The sequence below is a fragment of the Roseateles sp. genome (assembly GCF_031397715.1).
GTDB lineage: Bacteria > Pseudomonadota > Gammaproteobacteria > Burkholderiales > Burkholderiaceae_C > Paucibacter_A.
Map to the genome: position 1 here is coordinate 1 of NZ_JANNMI010000094.1, position 26,475 is coordinate 26,475.

Genomic DNA, 26,475 nt, shown 5'->3' on the forward strand with positions numbered 1-26,475 from the left:
GCAAAGACGATGTCACCAAGTGGCCTCGCGGCACAACGTTTCCCGGTCCCGTCTTGATTCAGCGAGACGCAGGATTCACCGGCAATATCGTTCTTGAGATGGCTGCCGGGCAGGGACGCCATATCCAAGGAATCTGCGGGCCCGAATTGACAGTTCCGCCCGATGTCAATCGCATTTTGTATCCGGTCTTTCTGCCGGAGTGGCTCGAGACGACGCGCACCTCGCGGATGGTGGTGCTGACCGTTTCCACCAGCGAGTTGAATTTCTCGCCCAGCATCTTGAAGAAGGGCTCCTTGCCTTCGAGCGGCACGCGCTGAGCAAAGTCGCCGTTGGTGGCGCCGTCCACCATGCCGCCGATTTCGTTCTCGACCGAAACTTCAATCGTCCGGTCTTTCCACTCCACCACCGTGCCCAAGCGGACGCCGGCGCTGTCATTGATCGGGTTGGCGGTCAGCCCAAAGGTCAGGCTGCTGACCTTCAGTTCGGTCTTGTACTCGCCCTTCAATGCACCCAGCAGATTGCGCTGATGGCTGGGGTTACGGTGAAACTGATCAAAGTTGGAGCCGACGATGGCGCGCGCATTGAACTGCGGCAACACCTTGCGCAACTCACTCTCGTTGCGCTGCATCATCTGCGCGGCCGAGGCGTTGTTGTAGATGATGTTGCCGTCGGGGTCGGCGATCATCACATTGGTCGAGCAGATGTCCAGCGCTTGCTTGACGCGTGAGTTCTCCGCCGCCAGCAGCGCCGCGCGCTCAAGAGCTGCCAGCTCGGCCGTCATGTCCTGCCATTCCACCACCGTGCCCAGGCGCTTGCCGGCCGCGATCACCGGGTTGACGATCAAATCGAAGCGGCGCCCGCCGATGTTCAGCCGCGTCTTGTGGGCGCCGGTCAAGCGGTCGAGCAGGCCGCGCTGGTGGGCCGGGTTCTTGTGGAAGCCGTCGATATTGGTGCCCATCAAGGTGGCCGCGTTGAAGTTCGGCAGGTCCTTGCGGATGTCTGCCTCGGCGGCGGCCAGCATCGCGCGCAGCGAGGCGTTGCCATAGATGATGTTGTAGCCGGGGTCGGCCACCATCATATTGGTGGCGGCCACATCCAGGGCCTGGCGGATGCGCTCGGCATCGTCAGCGCGCTTTTTGGTGTCGGCAAACTCGAAGCCCAGCCGGGTCTGCACGCGCTTGAGCGCCAGCATCATGGTAGATAACTCGTCACGGCCACTGACGTGAACGACGCCGTCAAAGCGGCCCTGGCCGAATTGCTCGAACTGGCCGGCGGCACGGCTCAAGGTCTTGCCAAGCCGCTGGACCATGGCCCTCAAGCACCACGCGCCCAGCACAGCCACGGCCAAGGCCGGCCCGCCGAGCCATAAATTCATGGCCGGCCAAGCGAGGCCCAAGCCCAAGCCGCCAGCCGTCAGAAACAGCGCACACAGCAGGGCTGTGTGGCCCAAGCTCAAGGCGCCCAGGCCGCGTTGCACACTGTCCACCAGCCCCGTACGCACGCCTTTGCCATCGCGTATCACCCAGCCTTGCGCCTTGCCGTGCTTGAATTTGCGGTACAGCGCGTCGGCGGCGGCCAGCTGGTCCTGGCTGGGCCGGGTGCGCACCGACATATAGCCGACCACCGCGTCACCTTCCTTGACCGGCGTGGCGTTGGCCACCACCCAGTAAAAGTCGCCGTTCTTGCAGCGGTTCTTGACCATGCCGGTCCAGGGCCGGCCGTCCTTCAGCACCTTCCACATATCGTCGAAGGCTTCTTCCGGCATGTCGGGGTGGCGCACCAGGTTGTGGGGCTGGCCGATCAACTCGGCTTCAACGAAGCCGCTGGCCTCGATGAAGTCATCGTTGATATAAATGATGCGGCCTTTGAGGTCGGTGCGTGACACGATGGTCATGCCTTCTTTCAGCACATATTCCTGCTGAGTGATAGGTAGATTGCTACGCATGAAGGGCTCTCAAAGTGGTGCTTGGGTGACGGTGTACTGTTCGCTGAAACTCAGCGTTTGCCCGGCTTGCGCTTGGCTGCTTGGCCGTCATCAGCCAGCCTGAAGAAGGCCATCTGCTCTTGCAACTGCGCCGCTTGCGCCGACAACTCTTCGGCCGTAGCCGACAACTGCTCCGAGGCGGACGCCGTCTGCTGCGTGGCGGTGGAGAGGTGATTCATCGCGCCGTTGATCTGCGCCACGCCTTGCGACTGCTCGCTCGACGCGGCCGAAATCTCCTGCACCAGCTCCGAGGTTTTTTGGATCGACGGCACCATATTCGTCAACAGCGTGCCGGCCTTTTCGGCCAGCTTGACGCTATTGGTGGCCAGCGTGCCGATCTCTTGCGCGGCCACCTGGCTGCGCTCGGCCAGCTTCCTGACCTCGGCCGCCACCACCGCGAAGCCCTTGCCATGTTCACCCGCTCTGGCCGCTTCGATCGCAGCGTTCAAGGCCAGCAAATTGGTTTGGTAGGCGATGTCATCGATGATGGAAATCTTGGTGGCGATCTGCTTCATCGCGTCGACCGTCTGAGCGACCGCTTGCCCGCCTTCCATCGCCTCGCGGGCAGCCTTGGTGGCCATGCCGTCGGTGATGTTGGCGCTGTCTGAATTCTGCTTCACCGAGGCGGCCATCTCTTGCAGACTGGCGGTGGTTTGCTCGACACTGGCGGCCTGCTGTGAGGCCGAATGCGACAAGCTCTGTGAGGTCTGCGAGACCTGGTCTGAGGCGCCACCTAACTGGTCTGCAGCGGTGCGCACATCGCGGATCGTCGTGCTGACGGTCTCGACCAGCGAGTTGAACTTCTCGCCCAACATCTTGAAGAACGGCTCCTTGCCGTCCAGATCGATCCGGTTGGCAAAGTCGCCGCCGTTGGCGCCGTCCACCATCAGGCCGACCTCGACCTCGGCCGCCACCTCCGCCGTGCGGTCCTTCCACTCCACCACCGTGCCCAGGCGAACTCCCTTGCTGTCATTGATCGGGTTGGCGATCAAAGAAAAAGTCAGGCTGCTGACCTTGATCTCGGTCTTGTATTCCTGCTTCAGATGGCCGAGCAGATTGCGCTGATGCGCCGGGTTACGGTGGAACTGGTCGAAATTGCTGCCGACGATGCGGCGGGCATCAAAGGCCGGCAAAGCCTTGCGCAGCTCGGCTTCGTTTCTTTGCATCATTTGCGCGGCCGAGACATTGTTGTAAATGACGTTGCCGTCCGGGTCGGCAATCATCACATTGGTGGAGCAGATGTCCAGCGCTTGCTTGATGCGCGCAGTCTCGGCCGCCAAGGCCTGTTCACGATCGCGCGCGGCCAATTCTTGGGTGAGGTCTTTCCATTCGACCACCGTGCCCAGGCGCTTGCCGGCGCTGTCAATGATGGGGTTGGCGATCAGACCAAAGTCCAGGCTGGAGACCTTGATCTGGGTTTTATATTCACTCTGCAGTTGAGCCAGCATGCCGCGCTGGTGGCCGGGGTTTTTGTGGAAACCGTCGATATTGGCGCCGATCAGCTGTCGGGCATTGAAGTTGGGCAGGCCCTTTTTCAGCTCGGCCTCGTTGCCCTGCATCATCTGCGTGACGGAGCGGTTCATATAGATGATGTTGAGGTCAACGTCGGCGATCATCACATTGGTCGAACAGACATCGAGTGCTTGCTTGATGCGGCCGGTTTCGGCCGCAACTGCAGCGTCGCGTTCATTGCGGCTGCGCAGCAGATCTTGCATGCCGGCCAATGAGGCCAAGAGCAGGCCGGGCTCGTCACGACCATCGGTCGGAATGTCGTTGTTGAGCTCGCCCGAGCCGATCGCGCCAGCGGCTTTGATGGCCCGAACCAGCGGCAGAGTGATGCTACGGGTGACGGCCCAAGCCGCACCGATGCCGATCGCAAGCGCGAGCACGGCGATGCCCAGCAATGCGCGCTGGGCAGCTTGATAGGTTTGGCCGCTTTTCTCAACATCAGCGTCGGCACGTTTGGCTTGCAGATCCTGGAATGCCCGGAGTTCTGCTTGCCACAGCATGGCTGCGGGGCTGACCTGTTCCAGGATGACCCGAGTGGCCTCGGCCTTGTTGCTGGTCGCCAAGTCCATCGCCTGGTCTAGCAGTGGGCGCGTCACGGCGGCCTTTTCCTTGACGGTTGCCAGCAAGAGCTTGCCCTCATCGGAGATCGGCATCTTTTCGAGCGCCGAAAGCGCGTCGCTATAGGACTTGCGTGCAGCCGCAACCTTGGGCCGCTCGCCCTCCATGGCCGCTTTGTCTTGTAGAAGAATCATGCTGCGGCCGACTCGCTGAGCAACGTGAACGCTTTCCGACATGTGATTGATCAGGGCGGTCTTTTTGATGATGTCCTGACTCAGGTGCTCCATGTCATCGTTCATTGCGCGCAGCTCATACAAGCCGATACCCACGCAGGCCAAAAGGAGTGCCAGGACAATGGCGAATGCCAGTCCCAGTCGCTGGCCGACTTTCATGTTTGCGATTGACATTTGCATTGCTCCTGGGAGTGATTGGGTGTCGAGCGAACGACTTTTTTTGCGTGCAACTCAGCGTTGGCCGGGTCTGCGGACGTCTTTGCTACGGCCGCTGTTGGCACCGTCATCGGCCAGCCTGAAAAAGGCCACCTGTTCTTGCAGCTGCGCCGCCTGCGCCGACAGTTCTTCCGCCGTGGCCGACAACTGTTCCGACGCCGAGGCGGTCTGCTGCGTTGCAGTGGAGAGGTGATTCATCGCGCCGTTGATCTGCGCCACGCCTTGCGACTGCTCGCTCGACGCGGCTGAAATCTCTTGCACCAGCTCCGAGGTTTTTTGGATCGACGGCACCATATTCGTCAGCAGCGTGCCGGCTTTTTCGGCCAGCTTGACGCTATTGCTCGCAAGCAAGCCGATCTCCTGCGCGGCCACCTGGCTGCGCTCGGCCAGCTTCCTGACCTCGGCCGCCACCACCGCAAAGCCCTTGCCGTGCTCGCCGGCGCGGGCCGCTTCGATCGCGGCGTTCAAGGCCAGCAAATTGGTTTGGTAGGCAATGTCATCAATGATGGAAATCTTGGTGGCGATTTGCTTCATCGCGTCGACCGTCTGACTGACCGCTTGGCCGCCTTCCATCGCCTCACGTGCGGCCTTGGTGGCCATGCCGTCGGTGATGTTGGCGCTGTCGGAGTTCTGTTTGACCGAGGCGGCCATCTCTTGTAGCGAGGCGGTGGTTTCTTCGACGCTGGCGGCCTGCTGCGAGGCCGAATGCGACAAAGACTGCGAGGTCTGCGAGACCTGGTCCGAGGCGCCGCCGAGCTGGTCGGCCGAGGCCCGCACTTCGCGGATGGTGTGGCTGATGGTGTCGATCAAGCCATTGAACTTCTCACCGATTTGCTTGAAAAAGCCTTGCTTGCCTTCGAGCGGAATGCGCTGACCCAGGTCGCCCTCGGTGGCGGCGCTGGCCAGGGCGTCAAACTCGCGCTCCGCCGCCAGTTGCTCGGTGCGGTCTTGCCACTGGCCGACGGTGCCAACCGAGTGGCCTTGTGCATCGCGGATCGGTGAGGTGGTGACATCGTAATTTCGCCCACCCAAGATCATGGAGACTTCGGCGGTGTCGGTCAGCCGACTCAGGCGCTCAAGTGCACCGGCCGAGTCACGGTAGAACATGCCGATCGAGCCGCCCAGCACTTTGCTTGCATCGAAGGACGGCTGCTCGGCGCGGAAGGCCGCCTCGTCGCGCCGCAAGATGCGCATCAAGGCCTCGTTGACGTAGACGATGGTGCCGTCTTGCGCCGAGATCCGCACCGGCATCGCCGCCACGTCCAGCGCTTGTTTGATGCGGGCGTTCTCGGCGGCCAGTGCCAACTCCTTCTCGCGGGCCAGCAATTCCTGCGTCATGTCGCGCCACTCCACCACCGTGCCCAGGCGCTGGCCTGATGCGTCGATGATGGGGTTGGCCATCAGGCTGAAGTCGAGGCTGGCGACCTTGATCTGCGTTTTGTATTCGGTCTGCAGCTTGGCCAACATGCCGCGCTGGTGGCCGGGGTTTTTATGGAAGCCGTCGATATTGGCGCCCATCAGCTGTCTAGCATTGAAGTTAGGCAAGGCCTTTTTCAACTCGGCCTCATTGCCCTGCATCATCTGGGTCACCGACCGGTTCATGTAAATGATGTTGAGGTCGGGGTCGGCGATCATCACATTGGTCGAGCACACATCCAGCGCTTGCTTGATGCGGCCGGTTTCGGCGGCCAGGGCTGCATCGCTTGCCATCCGCGCGCGCAAATTGCCTTGCATCAGGCTCAAGCTGCTGAGCAATTGACCCACCTCATCGTGACTGCGGTCGGCGGTGTTGAAGTTCATATCACCTTGAGCCACCGCATCGGCGGCTGCGAGCGCCCGCGCGACGGGTTGGGTCACGGAGCGAACAATTGCCAGGCCGAGCGTCAGGCTGACCAAGAGCAAGGCGCCGATGCCCGCGGCCAGTCGATTGCGCTGCCGTTCATTGAGGGCCACACGTTGTTGCAACAATTTCTTCAATGCGTCACTGCTGACCTTGACCAAAGCGAACTGAGCTTCCACCGCCTTGGTGCCTGCCGCAAAGAGCTCCTGAGTCGAGGCACTGGGCTTGCTTGCGCCAAGCTCGCTGCGCAACCGGCTGGCGAAGGCTTGGGCCGACTGGTTGGCCTCTTTGAAGGAGGTGTTGAGCGCGGGCTGGAGGCCCGGTTCGATCGCTAAGACTTTCTTGAACTGGCGTTCAATGCGCTCTCGCAAGGCATCACCGCTGCGTACCAGCTCAAGCAGGGAGGCTTTTTCGGCCGCATCGATGTCTTTGCCGGCCAGCAGCAAACCGAGCATGGCGGTGCCCTTGCCGCGTTGCAGAGCGACGCTCTCGGCCAAATGGGGCAGGTAGTCGGTGGCGGCCGTCATCAAAAAGTAGCTGGCTGCTTCGGGGTCGAGTGACAAGCCTGACTCGTCCGCGATGGACTCGATCAAGAGCAAGGCCTTGCCCACCAAGGCACTGTGTGCGGCGAAGCTGGCCGGCGCCTCAATGCTGCGCGCACCGACTCGGGTCAGCAGTTCGCCCCACAGCGGCTCCAGGCTTGCCCCTTGCTGGTTCGCCTGCTTCAAGTCAGCATGCTGCGCCAACTCTTTTTGCAAGGCGGCCAAAGCCGTGCCGACTTCGGCCTCGGCCGCACGGCGCTGTTCTTGCGCTGCGCGATCGCCGTTCAAGGCCAAGCTGGACAAACCCCGGTGCGTTTGCAGCTGCCGAATCAGGTCGACCGCCGCATTCACCGGGCCAATGCCTGCGTCTTCGGCTACCGCGATTTGCACCTGGCTATTGCTGCTTGTGACGACCAGGCTGAAGGGGATCGCGCAGCTCAAGAGGCCGACAAGACCAAGCGCCAGAAAGCGCTGCCAAAGTTTGAATTTGCGCAGAAAGTTGATCATGGTTTAACTTCTAAAGGCGGGCTGTCAGTGCGTGGTGGCCGTGCTCGAATCCGGCGCAGCGCTGTTCTTTTGAGGCTTGAGGTTGCCGCCCTTGTTGCCGCTCTTGTTGCCGCTCTTGCTGCCCCTGATGGCGGCCGCAAACAGCCCCGACACATCCAGCAACAGCGCCACTTCGCCCGAGCCCAAAATGGTTGAGCCGGCCAGCGCCTTCAGGTGCTGAAAAATGCCCGACAGCGGTTTGATGACGGTCTGGTGCTCGCCCAGCAAACGGTCAACGATCAGGCCGATGCGGGTCGGGCCGTCGCGCACCACCACCACGCTGCGGCGCCGGCTCTGCTCAGTTTCAGGGCCAGCCGCGCTGACGCCGTAAAAACGCGCCAGATCCAGCCAGGGGATGATTTCGCCGCGCAAATCAAAAGTGCCGCTGACCCGCTCGCTTTGTCTGGCACATTCAGCCGGCACATCGATGCACTCGGACACCGCCGCCAGCGGCAACACATAGTTGACGCCGCCGACCATGGTCAAAAAGCCGTCGATCATCGCCAGCGTCAGCGGCAGTCGGATCTGCGTCAAGGTGCCGTGTCCGGCAGTGCTGGTCAGCGTGATGCTGCCGCGCAGCGACTCGATGCTGCGCTTGACCACGTCCATGCCGACGCCGCGGCCCGACAGATCGGTGACGGCTTCAGCGGTAGAAAAACCGGGCTGGAAGATCAGCTGCCAGACCTCGTGGTCGGACAAGACCTGACCCTCGGCGATCAAGCCGCGTTCGACCGCTTTCTTGACGATGCGCTCGCGCGCCAGGCCGCGGCCGTCGTCGCTGACTTCAATCACCACCGCACCGGCCTCATGGTACGCATTCAGGGCGAGCTTGCCGGCGGCCGGCTTGCCGGTGGCCAGGCGCTCATCGAAGGTTTCCAGGCCATGGTCCATGCTGTTGCGCACCAGGTGCATCAGCGGGTCGCCGATCGAGTCGACCATCGACTTGTCCATCTCGGTGTCGCCACCGCTGACGACCAGATCGACCTCCTTGCCGAGTTGTTTGGAGACATCGCGCACGACGCGCTGGAAGCGTGCGAAGGTTTCGCCGATCGGCACCATGCGCAGGGCCAGCGTGCCGTCGCGGGTTTCTTGCACCAGGTCCATCACGCGCTGGGTTGCTTCCAGCAAGACCTCGGCGCCTTCCTGGTGGGCAATCATCTGCGCGCCGGAGCCGGCAATCACCAGCTCGCCGATCAGGTCGATCAGCTTGTCGAGCTTGTCGGCACGCACGCGCACAAAGCGGGTCTCGTCGCCGGCGCGGCGGTCACGCCCGCCTTCGCGGCGCTCGCCTTCGCCGCTGCGGCGGTCGCTGGCTTTGCGCTGTGTGCTTTCGGCGCGGCGTTCGATATGCGGCACCAAAACGGGTGCTGCTTCACCGGCCGGCGCACCGACCACCTCGACGCGCAAATCAAAATGCATGCCCATCGCGCGCCAGCAGTCAAACAAGTCAGAACGTGTTTGGGCGTCGTCGCCGCAGCGCAAGGTGGCCAGCGACTCGAAGGCGGCCGGGGCGGTGCCGGGCGGCAGGATCTGGATACTGCTGTCTTCGGCCGCGAACTCGAACACGCGGGCGATTTCGTCCAGCGTGGCTTGGCTGTCGAAGCGCAACTCGAAGCCCAGGTAGCAGGCCTCGGCATCCAGCGCCTCCAACGCCGGCACGGCGCCACTCAAGGTGGTGATGGCCTTGACCTCGCCCAGCGTGGCGAGATAGCGCAAAAAGGACAGCGGGTCGAGGCCGTTGCGCAGCGCGTCTGGGAAGAAACGCAATGACAGATGCCAGAGCTTGTTGCCGACTGAAGCTGCCGCCGCGACCGGCAGGGCGGTCGCGACAGGGGCCAAGGCCGGTTCAGGTTCGGGCGCCCCTAACAAGGCACGTAAGCGGACTGCCAATGCTGCGCTGGCGGCGGCCACGGCCGGGTCGCTGTCGCCGCTTTGCACCTCGCCCAGCAGCAGCTCGATCTGGTCGCGGCTTTCCAGCAGTGCGGCGACCACGTCACCGTCCAGCTGGCGCTGGTTGGAGCGCAAGGCTTCCAGCAAAGTCTCGGCTTCGTGGGTGAAGGTGACCACCGCGTCGCAGCCAAACATGCCGGCCGTGCCCTTGATGGTGTGGGCGGCGCGGAAGGCCGAATTCAGGCTCTCCGAGTCGTCCGGGTTGTTCTCCAGCACCAGCAAGCCTGCTTCGAATTGGCGCAGCATTTCCTGCGCCTCGTCCAGAAAGCCGTCTCTTGCGATGGCCAGTATCTCGGCGTCGTCGTCGGTCATTGACATGGGGATTCCTCGCTCGCTGCATGGGTGGGCACCCACCGGACGGCCTTCATTTGGGCGTCCAGCCCATAGCAGCTCAAGGCCGCCAGGACCACGGCACTCGGCGAGTGCAACGTCAGCTGCGCCGCGCGCTCCTGCAGGCTGCGCTGGGTGGCCAGCAGCAGTTGGATGGCTGAACTGTCGAAGTCGCTGACGCCGCTGAGGTCGATGCTGAGATGCAAGCCATCCAGGCGACTCAGCGTTTCCAGCAGCAGGCCGTGGGTGTCCGCCGCTTGGGCAATCGTCAGTTCGGGCCCCAGTGCGAGGCTGAAGGGCGGCGCGGCTGCAGTTGCGGTGGTCGAGTCCAGCATGGCGGGCTCCGGTTGAGAGAAAAATGGCCGGCCTGAAGCGCCTAGACGCAGAGCTTGTTCACTGCGTCGACCAGCTGCGAAGGCTGAAAGGGCTTGGTGATCCACGCTTTGGCGCCGGCCGCGCGGCCCTCGGCCTTTTTGGCCTCTTGCGATTCGGTCGTCAGCATGATCACCGGGGTGAACTTGTAGGCAGCAATCGTCTTGACATGGCGCAGGAACTCCAGCCCGTCCATATTGGGCATATTGACGTCGCAGACGATCAGATTGATCTTGCCGTCAAGCTTGGTGCAGGCGTCTTTGCCGTCAACGGCTTCAACGACGCTGTAGCCGGCCTTCATCAGTGCCAGCTTCACGACGGTGCGGAAGCTGCCGGAGTCGTCAACGACCAGAATGGTTTTGCTCATGGTGTCCTCTTCATTGCTTGAGAATCAAAGTGGTGAATCAAGTCGGTAAAAAAAGAAATTCAGAAGTACTCGACCTTGTCTTGACGCGGCGGGGCGGACTTGCCGTGATGAAACAAGTGCTGTTCTTCGGTGGTGAAGCTGGCCTCGAAGGCCTCCGTCCAGGCTGCTTGCTCGGCCGCGCCGGCGTCGGCCATGGCGGGCAATTCGGTGGCAAAACAGGCGATGTTCTTGTGCAGAATTTCAACCATCTGAGACAGGCGGTCGGCGAATTGCAGCCCATGCAGCGCGCGCTCGCACTGGGCTTGCAGGTCGAGGTCGATTTGTTGCAGTGCTTCGGTGTGAACACTGGCTGGCGGCAATTCGGCGCACTTGCTGTGCAGCTGGTCCTGCAGCTCGAAGATGCTGGCGAAGTTGCTCAGCAACTCGACCGAACCGCTTTGCAGCGTGCTTTGTATCGCCTCCAGTTGACGGGCCCAGATCGGCATGACGTGCTCCGCCATCAGCGCCACGCCGTGAGGCGCAGCTTCGGGGCCGATAGCCGCCTCAGGTCGTTGCCTCATTCACTGCCTTTCAGATACAAACCATGACTTGTCGTTCAACGGTGACCGCGCACCGCAATGACTAGCGAGTTTCACCGTTCAAGCCCCTGGGTGAAGCCCGAAGATGCGCGCTGTTTAACCAGCAATACGCACGATCCCCCCGCTGCTTCTAGCCTTCAGCGGGCTTGGCGGGGTTACTGTCGGCGCGGTGTTGGGAGGCGGAAATCGGCCGCCCACCTGCGGCGGCAAGTGGCAAACACCGGTGCCCAGCATCGGCGCTTGAGTCTGAAGCGGAGGGCTGGCCAGACGCATCCCGCGCCGGCCAGCCTTCAGGGGCCGGCTTGAAGCGGGTCAGTTTTGCTTGGCTGGCGCGCCGGCGGCGAGCTCGGGCGCGCGCGTGACGCGGGTCTTGCCGCCGGTGGTGATCAGGATCACCGCGTCGCCCGGCTTGAAGCCGTCGGCGCCCTTGGCCTGCACGACGGCACGCCGCTCACCATTGCGCAGCTGCAGCAAAATTTCAACCGCTTGCTCCTGGGTGCCGCTGCGCTCGATTGCATTGCCCAGCATGGCGCCGGCGACGGCACCGAGCACGCCAATGATTTGCCCTTCCTTGCGCCCGCCCACCGCCGAGCCGGCGATGCCGCCGACCACCCCGCCGGCGACGGCGCCGCCACCACTTTGCGAACCCTCGACCGTCACACTGCGCACCGACAGCACGTTGGCGTCAAGCACTTGCGACATCGACTGGGTGTCACGGCGCTGGATCACATCGGGGCTGCTGGTCGAGCAAGCACTCAGTGCAGCCAGGGCGATCAGGCTGGCGGTGACGAGGGCGAATTTTTTCATCTGACGGAACTCCTGGGAACTTGAGCGAGCTCAACGCAGCGTTGGCGGCCGTCGTTGACAGGCCGGGGTCAAGCGTGCAGCCGGCTCGAACGCGGCACGCTGGCCAGCAAAAACTCCATCTGGTCGACCAGGATGCGGCGCCCGCGCAGAATCATGTCTTCGTGCAAGCTCGGCACATAGGGCAGGTAAAGCAGGCTCATATGAGCCTCTTCGGGTAGACGGCTGCCCTTGCGGCCGTTGCAGCCGCGGCAGGCGGTGATGCAGTTCATCCAGCTGTCGGAGCCGCCGCGCGAGCTGGGTTGAATATGCTCGCAAGTCAGATCGTCGGCTTGAAAGCTGTGGCCGCAATAAGCGCAGACATAGCGATCGCGAGCGAACAATTTGGCGTTTGACAAGGCCGGTGCCTGGCGCCAAGCGCGGCTGGGGACGCTGCCGCGCACCGCAATGATGGGGTGCACCTCGATGCGTGACTGCATGCCAGTGCGGCGCTGGAAACCCCCGCGCAAGACTTGGCAGGGATCGCCCAGCGTCCAGGCAACGCCGTCGCTGGCGTAGATCACGGCCGCCTCGCGCGTCGTGATCCAGGCTTGCGGTCGACCAGAAATATCCAGTTGCAGCACGTCCAAGGTGATGACCTCCAAGCTTGAGCGTACTTCATATCTGTGTCCCGACTCAAGCGCAGCGCGCGTGGGTGCGGCCAAGTGGGCGCGGCGCCACGCTGTCAAAGCGCGGTCACGCAGCCCAGCCAAACTATTGGTGGTGCGTGACTTTTTAGGCGGCGACCCCTAAAAATTCGCCGCAAATAGTTAGGCGCTGAGGGCCAAGATTCTGCAAAATAGAACGATCGTTCGTTTTATTATGGCGAACCTGATCTAGCCCTGGAAAATGCCTGTGTCTGTTTCTGCATCCTCTGTCCCTCAGTCTGAGCCGGCCCCGCAGCCGCGGCTCAAGCCTGCACGGGTGGTGCGTTCGCTGCAAAAAGGCCTGCACACCCGCGCCATCATTTTGGAGGCCGCACTGGGTCTGGCTTCGCATATGGGTTTGGAGGGTTTGTCGATTGGTGCCCTGGCCGACGTGACGAAGATGAGCAAGTCGGGCGTGTTCGCCCATTTCGGCTCGCGCGAGGAGCTGCAGATTGCGGTGGTGATGGAATACCACGCCAAGTTCGAGGAGGAGGTGTTCTTCACTGCCATCCGCGAGGCGCGCGGCCTGCCGCGGCTGCGTGCTTTGTTCGAGCGTTGGGTGGGGCGGGTTTCGGTCGAGGTCGATTCCGGCTGCATCTACATCAGCGGCGCGGTCGAGTTTGATGACAGACCGGGCCCGGTGCGCGACGCCTTGGTGGCGATGGTGCGCGACTGGCATGCCGCCCTGCACAAGGCGATCGTGCTGGCGCAAGAGGCCGGCCACCTGCACGCCGACGCCGATGTCGATCAAATCTTGTTCGAGCTGCACGGGCTGATCCTGTCCCTGCACCACGACGCCAGATTCATGCGCAACCCCGGTGCCGTGGGCCGTGCCGGCCTGGGTTTTGAGCGCGCGATTCACTACTACGCAACACCACTGGGCTTGCAGATTGACGCGCAGCCCCAGCCGAAATTCAAATCCAAGGCTGCTCTGAAAAAGCACGCCTGATCCCGCAAGTTTTAACCTGGAGTACGCAATGCCGATCTACAACCCCCCACTGCGCGACATGCAATTTGTGATGCACGAAGTATTGAGTGTGGTCGAAGAGCTCAAAATGCTGCCGGCCCATGCCGACATCGACGCTGACACCATCAATGCGGTGTTGGAAGAGGGCGGTAAGTTCGCCTCCGAGGTGCTGGCACCCTTGAATTTGAGCGGCGACGCCGAAGGCTGCACGCTGGACAAAACCACCCATGAGGTGACGCCGCCCAAGGGCTTCAAGGAAGCCTACGCCAAGTATGTAGAAGGCGGCTGGCCGGCGCTGGGCTGTGACCCTGAATACGGCGGCCAAGGCCTGCCGCTGGTGGTCAACCAGGCGTTTTACGAGATGCTGAACTCGGCCAATCAGGCCTGGACCATGTATCCGGGCCTGAGCCACGGTGCCTACGAGGCGCTGCACGCGCACGGCACCCCGGAGCAAAAGGCGCTTTACCTGCCCAAGCTGACCAGCGGCGAATGGACCGGCACCATGTGCTTGACCGAATCGCATTGCGGCACCGATCTGGGCTTGCTGCGCAGCAAGGCCGAACCGCAGGCCGACGGCACTTACAAAATCACCGGCGCCAAGATCTTCATCTCGGCCGGCGAGCATGATCTGGCCGCCAACATCGTTCACCTGGTGCTGGCCCGCCTGCCCGGCGCGCCCGAAGGCTCGAAGGGCATTTCGCTCTTTATCGTGCCCAAGTTCAATGTCAATGCCGATGGAACGCTTGGCACGCGCAACGGCGTGTTCTGCGGCGGCCTTGAGCACAAGATGGGCATTCACGCCAACTCGACCTGCCAGATGGTCTTGGAAGACGCGGTCGGCACCATGGTCGGCGCGCCCAACAAGGGCTTGGCGGCGATGTTCGTGATGATGAATGCGGCCCGCCTCGGTGTGGGTAACCAGTCACTCGGACTGACCGAAGTGGCCTATCAAAACGCCGCGGCTTATGCCAAGGACCGCATCCAGATGCGCGCCTTGAGTGGCCCGAAGTCGCCCGAGAAGGCGGCCGACTCCATCATCGTGCACCCCGATGTGCGCAAGATGCTGTTGACCGCGCGTGCCTATGCCGAAGGCGGCCGCGCACTGGCGACCTATGTGGCCTTGACGCTGGACAAGGCGCTGGCCTCGGACGACGAAGACGAACGCAAGGAAGCCGAAGACGAAGTCTCGCTGCTGACGCCCATCATCAAGGCCTTCATCACCGACAACGGCTGGATCGCCACCTCGCACTGCATGCAAGTGTTTGGCGGCCACGGCTTCATCCACGAGTGGGGCATGGAGCAGTTCGTGCGCGATGCGCGCATCAATATGATCTATGAAGGCACCAACACCATCCAGTCGCTGGACTTGTTGGGCCGCAAGGTGCTGGGCGACAACGGCGCCAAGCTGCGCATGTTCGGCGCCAAGATCGCCGCCTTTGTCGAGGCCGAAGGCACCAATGAGGCGATGCAGGAGTTCATCAACCCGCTGGCCGACCTGGGCGACAAGGTCACCAAGCTGACCACCGAAATCGGCATGAAGGCCTTCGCCAATCCGGACGAAGTCGGCGCTGCGGCGGTGGACTATCTGCGCGTGGTGGGTCACCTGACCTTTGCCTACTTCTGGGCCCGCATGGCCAAGGTAGCGTTGGAAAAGCAAGCCAGCGGCGACAAGTTTTATACCGCCAAGCTCTCGACAGCGCGCTTCTATTTTGCGAAGCTGCTGCCCGAGACGGCGATGTTGATCCGCACGGCGCGCGCTGGCCTGCCTTCCTTGATGGAAATGGAAGAAGAGCTGTTCTGATTCGCCAAGCCCCTCGAGTTCACTAAAACCTTTGGAGACACCATGAAATCACTGATTGCTGCTGCTGTTTTGAGTTTTGTTGCTAATTTCGCGATGGCACAGGCCAGCCCGACCGGCTTGTGGAAGACGATTGACGATGAAACCAAGGCCGAGAAGTCCTTGGTACGCGTCAGTGAGACTGCGGGTGTGTTCTCTGCCGTGATCGAGAAGCTGCTGGACCCGGCCAAGGCCGACGCCAAGTGCGACAAATGCAGCGACGAGCGCAAGGACAAGCCGGTGATGGGCATGACGATCCTGCGTGACGTCAAGAAGAGCGGCAGCGACAGCGAATTGTGGGACGGTGGTGACATCCTCGACCCCAACAATGGCAAGGTCTACAAGGTGCGCTTGAAGCCGGTGGACGGCGGCAAGAAGATGGAAGTACGCGGCTATATCGGCATGCCGATGTTGGGTCGCACGCAAACCTGGATTCGGGTCGAGTAGTCGAAAAATAGGCTGCTCCTCAAGCTTGCTTCAACAAACATAAGGATCCAACGTGAGTCGTTTTCAAGTTCGTAAAGTCGCCGTGCTCGGCGCGGGTGTGATGGGCGCGCAAATCGCCGCCCATCTGGTCAACCTCAAAGTCCCGGTGATCCTGTTCGATCTGCCGGCCAAAGAAGGTGCCAAGAATGGCATCGTCACAAAAGCGATTGCCGGCCTGACCAAGCTCAAGCCCGCACCACTGGGTGTGGTCGAAGACGCGGCGCTGATCCAAGCCGCCAATTACGAAGAGCATCTGGCGCTGCTGGGCGAGTGCGATCTGATCATCGAGGCGATCGCCGAGCGGATGGACTGGAAGCTTGATCTCTACAAGAAGATCGCGCCCTTCGTCGCTCCGCACGCGATCGTGGCTTCGAACACCTCGGGTCTGTCCATCACCAAGCTGGCCGAAGCGTTGCCGGAAGAAATCAAGCCGCGTTTTTGCGGCATCCATTTCTTCAACCCACCGCGCTATATGTATCTGGTCGAGTTGATCAATACGCCGACCACGCTGCCGGCCGTGATTGACCAACTGGAGTCATTCGTGACTTCGGGCCTGGGCAAGGGCGTTGTGCGCGCCAATGACACGCCTAACTTCGTCGCCAACCGGGTCGGCATCGCCGGCATGATGGCCACGATGATCGAAGCCGAGAAGTTTGGCTTGAGCGTTGACCTGGTTGATGACCTGACCGGCAAGAAGCTCGGCCGAGCCTCCAGCGGCACCTTCCGCACGGCGGACGTGGTGGGCCTGGACACGATGGCCCATGTCGTCAAGACCATGCAAGAGAATCTGAAGGACGACCCCTTCTATTCGACCTATGCGACGCCGGCTGTGTTGGCCGGTCTGATTGAGAAGGGCGCCCTGGGTCAGAAGACCGGCGCCGGCTTCTACAAAAAGGTCGGCAAGGACATCATGCGTCTGGACACGACCAGCGGTGAATATGTCGCGGGTGGCAAAAAGGCCGACGAGATCGTCGCCCGCATGCTGAAAAAGCCCGCTGCCGATCGCATCAAGCTGCTGCGCGAGTCCACCAATCCGCAGGCTCAATTCCTGTGGGCCATCCTGCGCGACAGTTTCCATTACTGCGCTGTGCATCTGGACACGGTGGCCGACACGGCGCGCGAGATCGACTTCGCGATGCGCTGGGGTTTCGGCTCGTCCCAAGGCCCGTTCGAGCTTTGGCAACAAGCCGGTTGGAAGCAAGTGGCCGAGTGGGTGGCCGAAGACATCGCCGCCGGCAAGACCTTGTCCAGCGCTGCGCTGCCGGCCTGGGTGACTGACGGCCCAGTGGCCGACAACGGCGGCGTGCACAGCGCGGCCGGGTCCTGGAGCGCGGCCGAGGGCAAATTCAAGCCCCGCACCGAGCTGCCGGTTTACCAGCGTCAAGCCTTCCCCGAGGCCTTGTTCGGCGAAGGTGCAGTGGACGCCTTGAAGGCAGGCACCGAGCTGTTCAAGAACGAAGAGCTGCGTGTCTGGACCTTGGACAACGAGGTCGTGATCGCGTCGATCACCGCCAAGCTGCACCTGATCAGCCCGACCGTGACCGAAGGCTTGCTGAAGGCTGTGGAAATCGCCGAAACCGGCTACAAGGGCTTGGTGATCTGGTCGCCGGATGATGTGTTCTCGGCCGGCGCCAACCTCGAAGCGCTGATGCCTGTCTTCATGAAGTCGGGCGCCAAGGGCAACGCACCCGAAGAGAAGAAGCTGCAAGACGCGATGCTGCGCATCCGGTATGCGAGCGTGCCGGTGGTGGCCGCAATGCGCGGCCTGGCGCTGGGCGGCGGCTGCGAGTTGGCCGTGCATTGCGCGCGCCGTGTCGCGCATATGGAGAGTTATGTCGGTTTGGTCGAAGTTGGCGTGGGCTTGATCCCCGGCGCCGGTGGCCTGACTTATATCGCTCGCCGCGCGGCCGAAATGGCGGCGGCCGGCAATGCCAATGCCGACATTTTTGCTTTCCTGAAGGACGGGTTCACGACGGCAGCCATGGCCAAGGTCGCGACCTCGGCGCTGGAAGCACGCAAGAATGGCTTCTTGCTCGACAGTGACGTGATCGTGCCGAACAAGGACGAGTTGCTGCATGTCGCCACGGCGCAGGTCAAGGCGATGGCCGAGTCCGGCTACCGCGCGCCGCTGCGGGCGCTGTTCCCGGTGGCGGGCCGCTCCGGCATCGCCACCATCAAGGGTCAGCTGGTCAATATGCGTGACGGCGGCTTCATCAGCGCGCATGACTTCTACCTCGCCAGCCTGATCGCCGATGTGGTCTGCGGCGGCGCGGTCGAAGCCGGCTCGCTGGTGTCGGAAGAGTATTTGATGTCGCTGGAGCGCAAGCATTTCTGCTCGCTGCTTGAGCACCCCAAGACTCAGGAACGCATCATGGGCATGCTGCAAACAGGTAAACCAGTTCGCAACTAAGTTTCAGAGGACGCAGAGTTCGCAGAGGAACGCAGAGCGCGCAGAGTGAATTTCTCTGCGATCTCTGCGGAACTCAGCGGGCTCTGCGTCCCAAAAAATATTCTGCAAGGAACAGATCATGAGCAAGCAAGTTCAAGAAGCGTATATCTGCGCCGCCACCCGTCTGCCGATCGGCAAGTCGGGCCGGGGCTATTACAAAAACACCCGTCCGGACGAAATGCTGGCGCGGGTGATTCAAGCCGCTTTGGCACAAGTGCCCGGTCTTGACCCGTCCGCCATTGAGGATGCCATCGTCGGCTGCTCCTTCCCCGAAGGCGAGCAGGGCATGAATATCGCCCGTGTCGGCGCGGTGCTGGCCGGCCTGCCCAACACGGTCGGCGGCGTGACGGTCAATCGCTACTGCGCGTCCGGCATCACCGCCTTGCAAATGGCCGCCGATCGCATCCGCGTCGGCGAGGCCGAGGTGATGATCGCCGCCGGTGTCGAGTCGATGAGCATGGTGCCGATGGGCGGCTACAAGCCGTCCTTTTCTCCCGCGATCTTTGAGCGTGATGAGAATCTGGGCCTGGCCTACGGCATGGGCCTGACTGCCGAGAAGGTCGCTCAGCAGTGGAAGATCAGCCGCGAAGCGCAAGACGAGTTCGCGCTGCAATCGCATCTGCGTGCGCTGGCCGCGATCGAGTCGGGTGCCTTCAAGGACGAGATGACCCCGTTCGAGATCATCGAGCGCCTGCCGAATCTGCTCGACGGGGCCATCAATGAGCGTCGCCGCATGGTCGACACCGACGAAGGCCCGCGCCGCGACACCACGCTGGCAGGTCTGGCCAAGCTGCGCGCGGTGTTCGCCGCCAAGGGCTCGGTCACTGCGGGCAACAGCTCGCAGACTTCGGACGGTGCCGGTGCCTTGATCGTCGCCTCCGAAGCGGCGGTCAAGCGCTTCGGCCTGACACCGCTGGCTCGCTTCGTGAGCTTCGCGGTGCGCGGCGTGCCGCCCGAGATCATGGGCATTGGCCCGATCGAGGCCATCCCTGCGGCCTTGAAGTTAGCCGGCCTGAAGGCTCAAGACCTGGGCTGGATCGAGTTGAACGAAGCGTTTGCCGCGCAGTCGCTGGCCGTTTTGAACGACCTCGACAGCAAGGGCATCGTGCTCGACCGCAGCAAGGTGAACCCGAACGGCGGCGCGATCGCCTTGGGTCACCCGCTGGGCGCCACCGGCGCCATCCGCGCCGCTTCGGTGATCCACGGCCTGCGCCGCACCGGTGAGAAGTACGGCATGGTGACGATGTGCGTCGGCGCCGGTCAGGGTGCTGCCGGCATCATCGAACGGCTCTGATATGACAAACCGGCGAACGGTTCTGCGCGGCGCGGTCTTGCTGGCTGCGCCGGCCCTGCTCGCCGGTTGTCAGGGCGACCTCAACCCCGCCTTCGCGACCTGGAAACAGGCGCGCAAGGCGGTGTTCGAGTTGCTGTTCAGCCCGCCCAAGACGCTGCAAGACAGCCCCTGGACACTGGCGCAGCTGCTACAGCATCTGGCGCAAAGCATCGAGTTCTCAATCGCCGGCTTCCCTGAAATGAAGCCGGCGTGGTTTCGTGCCAGCTTGGGTGTTGCCGCCTGGACCTTGTTCAATGCGCGCGGCGCGATGTCGCACAGCCTGGACGAGCCTATTCCCGGCGCGCCGGCGCTCGACGCCGAGCGCAGCCTGAAGTCGTCGGTGCAGCGTCTGCTCGACGCGATGGATGCGTTTGCGTCGCACCAAGGCCCGCTGGCACCGCACTTCGCCTATGGCCCATTGACGCGAGATGAGTTCGAGCGCGCGCATCTGATGCATCTGGCCAATCACTGGCAGCAGCTGGTCCGGGCGGCCTGAGTTGTTGAGTCACAATCCCCCGAAATTTGGAGACAAGCCCATGAGCATCAAAACCGCCATCGTCAACGGTGTGGCCACGATTGAAATCGCCCGCCCCGAGAAGAAGAATGCGCTGACCCGCGCGATGTACACGGCCATGGCCGACGCCCTGGTGGCCGCCAATACCGACAAGACGGTGCGCGCGGTGCTGATCCAGGGTCAGCCCTCCGTGTTCACGTCGGGCAATGACATCGAAGACTTCATGAGCAGCCCACCACGCGATGAAGACGCGCCGGTGTTCCAGTTCATGCGTGCCTTGGTCGGCTGCGAAAAGCCGGTGATCGCCGCCGTCAATGGCGCCGCGATCGGCATCGGCACCACCCTGCTTTTGCATTGCGATTTCGTCTACGTGGCCGACGATTCGCGCCTGGCCATGCCGTTTGTCGGCTTGGGGCTGGTGCCCGAGTTCGCGTCCAGCCTGATCGTGCCCAGTTTGATGGGCCACGCCAAAGCGTCTGAAAAATTGCTGTTCGGCGACCCGTTCACCGGCGCCGACGCGGTCGAATGCGGCATTGCCAATGGCGTGCTGGCGGCCGGCGAAGTGGTCGCTTATGCCCGCCGCGTGGCCGAGCGCTTCAATGCCTTGGCACCGAGCGCGGTGCGCGAAAGCAAGCGCCTGATGCGCCGCCACAGCGCCGAGCAGGTGATTGAGACGATCAAGGTGGAGGCCGAAATTTTCGGCGCTCGCTTGCGCTCACCCGAGGCGATGGAGGCTTTTCAGGCCTTCTTCCAGAAGCGCCAGCCGGACTTCACGAAGTTTGATTGAACTGACGCGGCTTGCCCTGATGGTCAATCGCCACATAGGTCAGCTGCGCCTCGGTCACTTTGACCACTTCCGGATTGGCCGGGTTGCGCTCGGCCACCACCTCTACTTGCACGGTGATCGAGGTGCGCCCGACCCGCGTCACCTGTGAGTAAAAGGACAGCAAGTCGCCGATCGACACCGGCTGCTTGAACAAAAACTCCTTCACCGCCACGGTCGCCACGCGCCCTTTGGAAATGCGGGCCGGCAGAATCGAGCCGGCAATATCCACCTGCGCCATGATCCAGCCGCCGAACACATCGCCGTTGTGATTGGCGTCGGCCGGCATCGGCATCACGCGCAAGACGAGTTCGCGCGGCATGGCGGGGGTGAGGGAGTTGCTTGGGTCTGTCATATCGGTTCCTGAGAGAATTGCTCACCATTCTCGGCCACAGCCCAAAAATAAAACAACAGATGCGACGCAGTCCAGAGCCATCCCCTGATTCCCCTAGCAAGGGCGGCCCGCGCAGCGACTGGGCGACGATCGCCAAGCTGTTGCCTTATCTGTGGCGCTACCGCTGGCGGGTTGGCTTCGCCCTGAGCTTCATGTTGTTCGCCAAGCTCAGCAATGTGGCCGTGCCGCTGTTGCTGAAGTCGCTGGTCGACAGTCTGGCGATCAAGCCGGGTTCGGCCGCCAGCATGGCCGTCGTGCCGCTGGGCCTGCTGGTCGCTTACGGCGCGCTGCGTTTGATGACCTCGTTGTTCACCGAATTGAGGGAGCTGATCTTCGCCAAGGCGACCGAGGGCACGGCGCGCAGCATCTCCCTGCAGGTATTCCGTCATTTGCACGCACTCAGCCTGCGCTTCCATCTGGAGCGCCAGACGGGAGGCATGACGCGCGACATCGAGCGCGGCACCCGCGCCGTGCATTCGCTGATCTCCTATTCGCTCTACAGCATCGTGCCGACGCTGATCGAGGTGACGCTGGTGCTGACGCTGCTGGCGATCAAGTTCGACGCCTGGTTTGCCTACATCACGCTGACCGCACTGGCGCTCTACATCACGTTCACGGTGCTCGTGACCGAGTGGCGCACCAAGTTCCGCAAGCAGCTCAACGAGTTGGATTCGGTCGCGCACAGCCGGGCGATAGACTCGCTGTTGAACTACGAGACGGTCAAGTACTTCAACAACGAAGACTTCGAAGCGGGGCGCTATGACGAGAGCCTGGAGAAGCTGCGCCGTGTGCAACTGAAGGCGCAATCGACCTTGTCCCTGCTCAACACCGGCCAGCAGCTGATCATCGCCACCGCCCTGGTCTTGATGTTGTGGCGCGCTACCGTCGGCGTGGTGGCGGGCACGATGAGCTTGGGTGACTTGGTGATGGTCAACGCCTTCATGATCCAGCTCTATATCCCGCTGAATTTCCTCGGCGTGATCTACCGCGAGATCAAGCAAAGCCTGACCGATCTGGACAAGATGTTCGGCCTGCTGGAGCGCGAGCGCGAGGTCGCCGATGTGGCCGGGGCCGCGGAGTTAGCAGTGACGGGCGCGGCGGTGCGCTTCGAGTCGGTCAGCTTCGCCTATGACAAGGAGCGGCCGATTCTGCACGGCATCAGCTTCGAGATCCCGGCCGGCAAGAAGGTCGCCGTGGTGGGCCCCAGCGGTTCCGGCAAGAGCACCTTGGCGCGCCTGCTCTATCGCTTCTACGACATCGACGCCGGCCGCATCACCATCGACGGCCAGGAGCTGCGCGATGTGACGCAAAGCAGCTTGCGCCGCACTATTGGCATCGTGCCGCAAGACACGGTGCTGTTCAACGACACGGTGGCCTACAACATCGCCTATGGCCGGCCGGGCGCGAGTCAAGCGGAAGTGGAGGAGGCGGCGCGGGCGGCGCATATCCATGCTTTCATCAGTGGCACGCCTAAGGGCTACGCCACCATGGTCGGTGAGCGCGGGCTCAAGCTCAGCGGCGGCGAGAAGCAGCGCGTGGCGATTGCCCGCACCTTGCTGAAGAATCCGCCGCTGTTGATTTTTGACGAGGCGACCTCGGCGCTGGACTCGACCAATGAGCGCGCCATCCAGGCCGAGCTGGAATCGGCGGCGCAGAACAAGACGGTGTTGGTGATCGCCCACCGCTTGTCCACCATCGTCGACGCGCATGAGATCTTGGTGCTGGAGGCCGGCCACATCATCGAGCGCGGTCATCACGAGGCGCTGCTGGCGCTGCAGGGGACCTATGCGCGGATGTGGCGGCTGCAGCAGAGTGGGGGCGAGACGACGGAGCCGGCGGCTGAGCCAGCCGCCGGCTGAAGCCTCAGGCGGCGCGCCGCTTGCTGCGGCACCAGGCCAGCGCGCCCAAGGCGGCCAGACTCAGCGCCACGCCGCCGGGCTCGGGCACTTGTTGGCCATTCCGCTGGAATTTCAGGTCATCGAAAATCAGCAGCGCATTGCTGCCCGTGAACCGAATCGAGTGGCCGACCTTGCCCTGCAAGCCAATCGTTGCGTCGTTCCATTTGCAGATGTAGGCAGGGTTTTCGCAGCTACCGGTTGCCGTCAATGCAAGCCCGGCCACCGCCGAGCCACCGCCGTCCAAATCGCTGAAAACTTCTACCTGGCCGCCGTTGAATAACCCGGTGGCGTAACTCAAGTCGACGCTGGTATCGAAGCCATCCGCCACATTGATGAGGAAAGAAAAGATACCTTCTCCTTGCCCCGATTTCCCGTCCCACAAAACAAGTGCACCGCGGTTGTCGGTCTTGCCGTCCGGTTGTAAATCCTTGTAGAAACTTCCATCACCGGGATTGACGCGCGCTTTGTCGCTGACCGCGCTGTAGGCGTTGGCGCTGAAATTGATGCCCAGGCCACTGTAGGGATTGCTGACGTTCAGGGCCGTGGTGACGGCCGAGACGCTCTCGAAATCCAACAAGGTGGTGCCGGCCAATGTCGGCAAGGACAGGGCTATTGTGGCGGCGGCAATCAGGGATTTTGCTGCAAGCATGGGTTTGCTCCGAGTGGGCGTGAATAATCGTCAGTCTACGAGTCTACGGGTGGACTGTACGCAGCTGCATGCAAGTCCGTGCCGGTCTGACCCCCTTCAATCAGGGGGTTAGCACCCCCTGCTCAGGGTATGCGCTAATCCAAATGGCAGGGCGGCTACACTGCGTCGCGTGGAAACCAAATGGCTTGAAGATTTTGTGAGCTTGGCCGAGACGCGCAGCTTTTCGCGTTCTGCCCAAGTCCGGCATGTCACCCAACCGGCGTTCTCGCGCCGTATTCAGGCGCTGGAAGCCTGGGCCGGCGTGGACTTGGTGGACCGCTCAAGCTACCCCACCCGTTTGACCGGCGCCGGCGAGACGCTGCTGGGTCAAGCGGTTGAAATTTTGGGCAATCTGCAGGCGACGCGCAATATGCTGCGCAGCCATCAATCGGCCGGGCAGGACATGATCGAGTTCGCGGTGCCGCACTCGCTGGCCTTCAGCTTCTTTCCGCATTGGTTGATGGATTTGCGCCAGCGTTTCGGCGCTCTCAAATGCCGCCTCAATGCCCTCAATGTGCATGACGCGATGTTGCAGCTGAGCGAAAGCAATTGCGACTTGCTGATCGTCTACCACCATGCCAGCCAGCCGCTGCAGCTGGACCCGGAGCGTTATCAGATGGCCTCGCTGGGGCAGGAAGTCTTGGCCGCCTATGCCAAGGCCGACTTCAGCGGCGAGCCGATGTTCAGGTTGCCCGGCCGGCCGGGCCAGAAGATCCCTTTTCTGAGTTATGCCTCGGGCGCCTATCTGGGGCGCCTGGTCGAGTTGATCGCCAAAGCCTCCGCGGTGCCGCTGAATCTGGACGCTATTTACGAAACCGACATGGCCGAAGGCTTGAAAGCGATGGCGCTCGAAGGCCATGGCCTGACTTTTCTGCCGTCCAGCTCGGTCAAGAAAGAATTGGCGGCCAGGAATCTGGTGCGGGCCGCTGCCGTTGGCGAGTTTGAGCTGACGATGGAGCTGCGCATCTACCGCGAACGCCCCGAGCTTTCAAGGCGCAACAAGCCGGTGGCCCAAGCGCTTTGGACCTTCTTGACCGAATAGCCGAACAGACCAGTAGCCGATCCGACCATGCGTGAAAACACGTATTCCGCGCGGCCTGTGAAGTGGCCGCTGTGCCCCTAAGATGCGGGCTGTATGCGAAACCCGAAAACTGAATCTGGAGTGTTTATGACCAAGAAGACATTGCTGGTGCTTGCCCTGGCTGCGGTGGGTGGCCTGGCTAGCGGCCTGGTTCACGCCGACACCTTGAAGAAAATCAAGGACAGCGGCAGCGCCACCATGGGTGTGCGCGAGTCTTCCGGTGCGCTGTCCTACACCCTGGGTGATGGCAAGTTCGTTGGCTACCATGTCGAGATCTGCCAAAAGGTGCTGGCCGATGTGCAGAAGTCGCTGGGCCTGGCCAAGCTGGACGTCAAGTACCAGCCGGTAACCTCGCAAAACCGCATCCCGTTGGTGCAAAACGGCACGGTCGACATCGAGTGCGGCTCCACCACCAACAACGCGGCGCGTCAAAAAGATGTGGCGTTCGCCGTGACCACTTTTGTTGAAGAGGTGCGCATTGCCGTCAAGGCCAATTCCGGCATCACCGGCATCGCCCAGCTGAACGGCAAGAGCGTCGCCACCACCACCGGCACCACCTCGGTGCAGACCCTGCGCAAGAACGAGCGCGCCACCGGTGTTGACTTCAAGGAAGTGTTCGGCAAGGACCATGCCGACAGCTTCTTGCTGCTGGAGTCGGGCCGCGCCGACGCCTTTGTGATGGACGGCGCCATCCTGGCCGGCAATATCGCCAAGGCCAAGAACCCGGCCGACTTCAAAATCGTCGGCGAAGTGCTGGCGGTTGAGCCCATCGCCATCATGATCCGCAAGGACGACCCGGCCTTCAAGAAGGCCGTCGACGACAGCATCATGGCCCAGATGAAGTCCGGCGACATCGCCAAGACCTGGAGCAAGTGGTTCGAGCAGCCAATTCCGCCTGCCAACGTCAAGGTCGGCATGCCGGTGAACGACAACACCAAGGCCGCCTGGGCTACGCCGAATGACAATCCGGCTGAGTCGTACGCCAAGAAATAAGGCACAGCATCGGACCTGGAGGCCGCCTGGTGGACAACCGGCGGCCTCAACTTTTTTGATGGGAGATGACAGTGGCGAATTGGGATTGGCAGGTGTTCTGCAAGGACACGATTGAAGGTGAGGTGGTCGCCAGCTGCTTTGGCAAAGGCGGTGACATCACCTACCTAGACTGGATGCTGTCCGCCTGGGGCTGGACGCTCAGCGTTTCAGCGCTGGCTCTGGTCGTGGCGCTGGTCTTCGGCGTGCTGATGGGCATTTTGCGCACCACGCCGAACAAGTGGCTGGTGTTGATCGGTGATGCCTGGACCGAGCTATTTCGCAATGTGCCGCTGCTGGTTCAAGTCTTTCTCTGGTATCACGTGCTGCCGTCGCCGATAGGGGAAAGGTGAGCAAGTTTTGCATCAATATGTCTGTCTGAGCTTTAGGCAATAGTCTTGACGGATTCAGGTTATTTACGGATTGTGAAGTTTTGTGTATCTTTTTTGTGTATCTAAGGC

Annotated in this window: 21 protein-coding genes and 1 pseudogene; 11 read left to right on the forward strand and 11 right to left on the reverse strand. The window is 62.2% G+C overall.

From position 1 onward, the window contains the following. Positions 1 to 58 precede the first annotated feature (58 nt). The 9 genes from RMO57_RS04125 to RMO57_RS04165 form a co-directional block, all read right to left on the reverse strand. Positions 59 to 1,945, reverse strand: a complete 1,887-nt coding sequence (locus RMO57_RS04125; RefSeq protein ID WP_310384487.1) for a PAS domain-containing protein — start codon at positions 1,943 to 1,945, stop codon at positions 59 to 61. A 50-nt stretch (positions 1,946 to 1,995) separates the two neighbouring features. Continuing rightward, entirely contained in the window at positions 1,996 to 4,458 is a 2,463-nt protein-coding gene (locus tag RMO57_RS04130; RefSeq protein ID WP_310384489.1) for a methyl-accepting chemotaxis protein, read from the reverse strand. Between the two features lie 57 nt (positions 4,459 to 4,515). Beyond that, on the reverse strand, positions 4,516 to 7,389 hold the full coding sequence (locus RMO57_RS04135; RefSeq protein ID WP_310384491.1) for a methyl-accepting chemotaxis protein: 2,874 nt from the start codon (positions 7,387 to 7,389) through the stop codon (positions 4,516 to 4,518). Between the two features lie 24 nt (positions 7,390 to 7,413). Then, complete coding sequence (locus RMO57_RS04140; RefSeq protein ID WP_310384493.1) at positions 7,414 to 9,696, reverse strand: chemotaxis protein CheA; 2,283 nt, start codon at positions 9,694 to 9,696, stop codon at positions 7,414 to 7,416. Next, on the reverse strand, positions 9,687 to 10,043 hold the full coding sequence (locus RMO57_RS04145) for an STAS domain-containing protein (protein ID WP_310384494.1): 357 nt from the start codon (positions 10,041 to 10,043) through the stop codon (positions 9,687 to 9,689). The genes RMO57_RS04140 and RMO57_RS04145 overlap by 10 nt, the downstream gene beginning before the upstream one ends. Positions 10,044 to 10,084: 41 nt before the next feature. Beyond that, positions 10,085 to 10,447 (reverse strand): response regulator, encoded by a 363-nt coding sequence (locus RMO57_RS04150; RefSeq protein ID WP_310384495.1) that lies wholly within the window; start codon positions 10,445 to 10,447, stop codon positions 10,085 to 10,087. A gap of 59 nt (positions 10,448 to 10,506) precedes the next feature. Further along, positions 10,507 to 11,007 (reverse strand): hypothetical protein, encoded by a 501-nt coding sequence (locus tag RMO57_RS04155; RefSeq protein ID WP_310384497.1) that lies wholly within the window; start codon positions 11,005 to 11,007, stop codon positions 10,507 to 10,509. A 330-nt stretch (positions 11,008 to 11,337) separates the two neighbouring features. Continuing rightward, positions 11,338 to 11,832, reverse strand: coding sequence for a glycine zipper 2TM domain-containing protein (locus RMO57_RS04160; RefSeq protein ID WP_310384499.1), 495 nt, complete (start codon positions 11,830 to 11,832; stop codon positions 11,338 to 11,340). Between the two features lie 68 nt (positions 11,833 to 11,900). Continuing rightward, the gene (locus tag RMO57_RS04165; protein ID WP_310384525.1) at positions 11,901 to 12,458 is read right to left on the reverse strand and encodes an HNH endonuclease; all 558 of its coding nucleotides are present in this window, start codon (positions 12,456 to 12,458) and stop codon (positions 11,901 to 11,903) included. 337 nt (positions 12,459 to 12,795) lie between these two features. On the opposite strand from RMO57_RS04165, the gene RMO57_RS04170 reads away from it, so the two are divergent. From RMO57_RS04170 to RMO57_RS04200, 7 genes are all read left to right on the forward strand, one after another. Beyond that, entirely contained in the window at positions 12,796 to 13,464 is a 669-nt protein-coding gene (locus RMO57_RS04170; protein ID WP_310384501.1) for a TetR/AcrR family transcriptional regulator, read from the forward strand. A gap of 28 nt (positions 13,465 to 13,492) precedes the next feature. Beyond that, positions 13,493 to 15,283, forward strand: coding sequence for an acyl-CoA dehydrogenase C-terminal domain-containing protein (locus RMO57_RS04175; protein WP_310384503.1), 1,791 nt, complete (start codon positions 13,493 to 13,495; stop codon positions 15,281 to 15,283). A 42-nt stretch (positions 15,284 to 15,325) separates the two neighbouring features. Further along, a complete protein-coding gene (locus tag RMO57_RS04180) occupies positions 15,326 to 15,766 on the forward strand; it encodes a DUF2147 domain-containing protein (protein WP_310384505.1) in 441 nt (146 codons plus the stop codon). A 52-nt stretch (positions 15,767 to 15,818) separates the two neighbouring features. Next, the gene (locus RMO57_RS04185) at positions 15,819 to 18,215 is read left to right on the forward strand and encodes a 3-hydroxyacyl-CoA dehydrogenase/enoyl-CoA hydratase family protein (protein WP_310384507.1); all 2,397 of its coding nucleotides are present in this window, start codon (positions 15,819 to 15,821) and stop codon (positions 18,213 to 18,215) included. 118 nt (positions 18,216 to 18,333) lie between these two features. Further along, a complete protein-coding gene (locus RMO57_RS04190) occupies positions 18,334 to 19,548 on the forward strand; it encodes an acetyl-CoA C-acyltransferase (protein WP_310384509.1) in 1,215 nt (404 codons plus the stop codon). Position 19,549: 1 nt separating this feature from the next. Continuing rightward, a complete protein-coding gene (locus RMO57_RS04195; RefSeq protein WP_310384511.1) occupies positions 19,550 to 20,083 on the forward strand; it encodes a DUF1569 domain-containing protein in 534 nt (177 codons plus the stop codon). A gap of 40 nt (positions 20,084 to 20,123) precedes the next feature. Further along, positions 20,124 to 20,888, forward strand: coding sequence for an enoyl-CoA hydratase (locus RMO57_RS04200; RefSeq protein ID WP_310384513.1), 765 nt, complete (start codon positions 20,124 to 20,126; stop codon positions 20,886 to 20,888). On the opposite strand, the gene RMO57_RS04205 is transcribed toward RMO57_RS04200, so the two are convergent. After that, entirely contained in the window at positions 20,872 to 21,279 is a 408-nt protein-coding gene (locus RMO57_RS04205) for an acyl-CoA thioesterase (RefSeq protein ID WP_310384515.1), read from the reverse strand. The two genes, RMO57_RS04200 and RMO57_RS04205, sit on opposite strands and share 17 nt — an antisense overlap. A gap of 59 nt (positions 21,280 to 21,338) precedes the next feature. On the opposite strand from RMO57_RS04205, the gene RMO57_RS04210 reads away from it, so the two are divergent. Next, positions 21,339 to 23,177 (forward strand): ABC transporter ATP-binding protein/permease, encoded by a 1,839-nt coding sequence (locus RMO57_RS04210; protein WP_310384516.1) that lies wholly within the window; start codon positions 21,339 to 21,341, stop codon positions 23,175 to 23,177. A gap of 4 nt (positions 23,178 to 23,181) precedes the next feature. Here RMO57_RS04210 and RMO57_RS04215 read toward each other — a convergent pair whose 3' ends face one another. Then, positions 23,182 to 23,865 carry a PEP-CTERM sorting domain-containing protein gene (locus tag RMO57_RS04215; RefSeq protein WP_310384519.1) on the reverse strand — a complete coding sequence of 228 codons (684 nt, stop codon included), beginning with the start codon at positions 23,863 to 23,865 and terminating at the stop codon, positions 23,182 to 23,184. A 169-nt stretch (positions 23,866 to 24,034) separates the two neighbouring features. Here RMO57_RS04215 and RMO57_RS04220 point away from each other — a divergent pair, with 169 nt between their 5' ends. The 3 genes and pseudogenes from RMO57_RS04220 to RMO57_RS04230 form a co-directional block, all read left to right on the forward strand. After that, positions 24,035 to 24,946 carry a LysR substrate-binding domain-containing protein gene (locus RMO57_RS04220; protein ID WP_310384521.1) on the forward strand — a complete coding sequence of 304 codons (912 nt, stop codon included), beginning with the start codon at positions 24,035 to 24,037 and terminating at the stop codon, positions 24,944 to 24,946. Between the two features lie 126 nt (positions 24,947 to 25,072). Continuing rightward, positions 25,073 to 25,978, forward strand: a complete 906-nt coding sequence (locus RMO57_RS04225; protein WP_310384523.1) for a transporter substrate-binding domain-containing protein — start codon at positions 25,073 to 25,075, stop codon at positions 25,976 to 25,978. Between the two features lie 65 nt (positions 25,979 to 26,043). Further along, positions 26,044 to 26,349, forward strand: a pseudogene (locus RMO57_RS04230) (ABC transporter permease subunit); the annotation flags it as partial. Positions 26,350 to 26,475 lie beyond the last annotated feature (126 nt).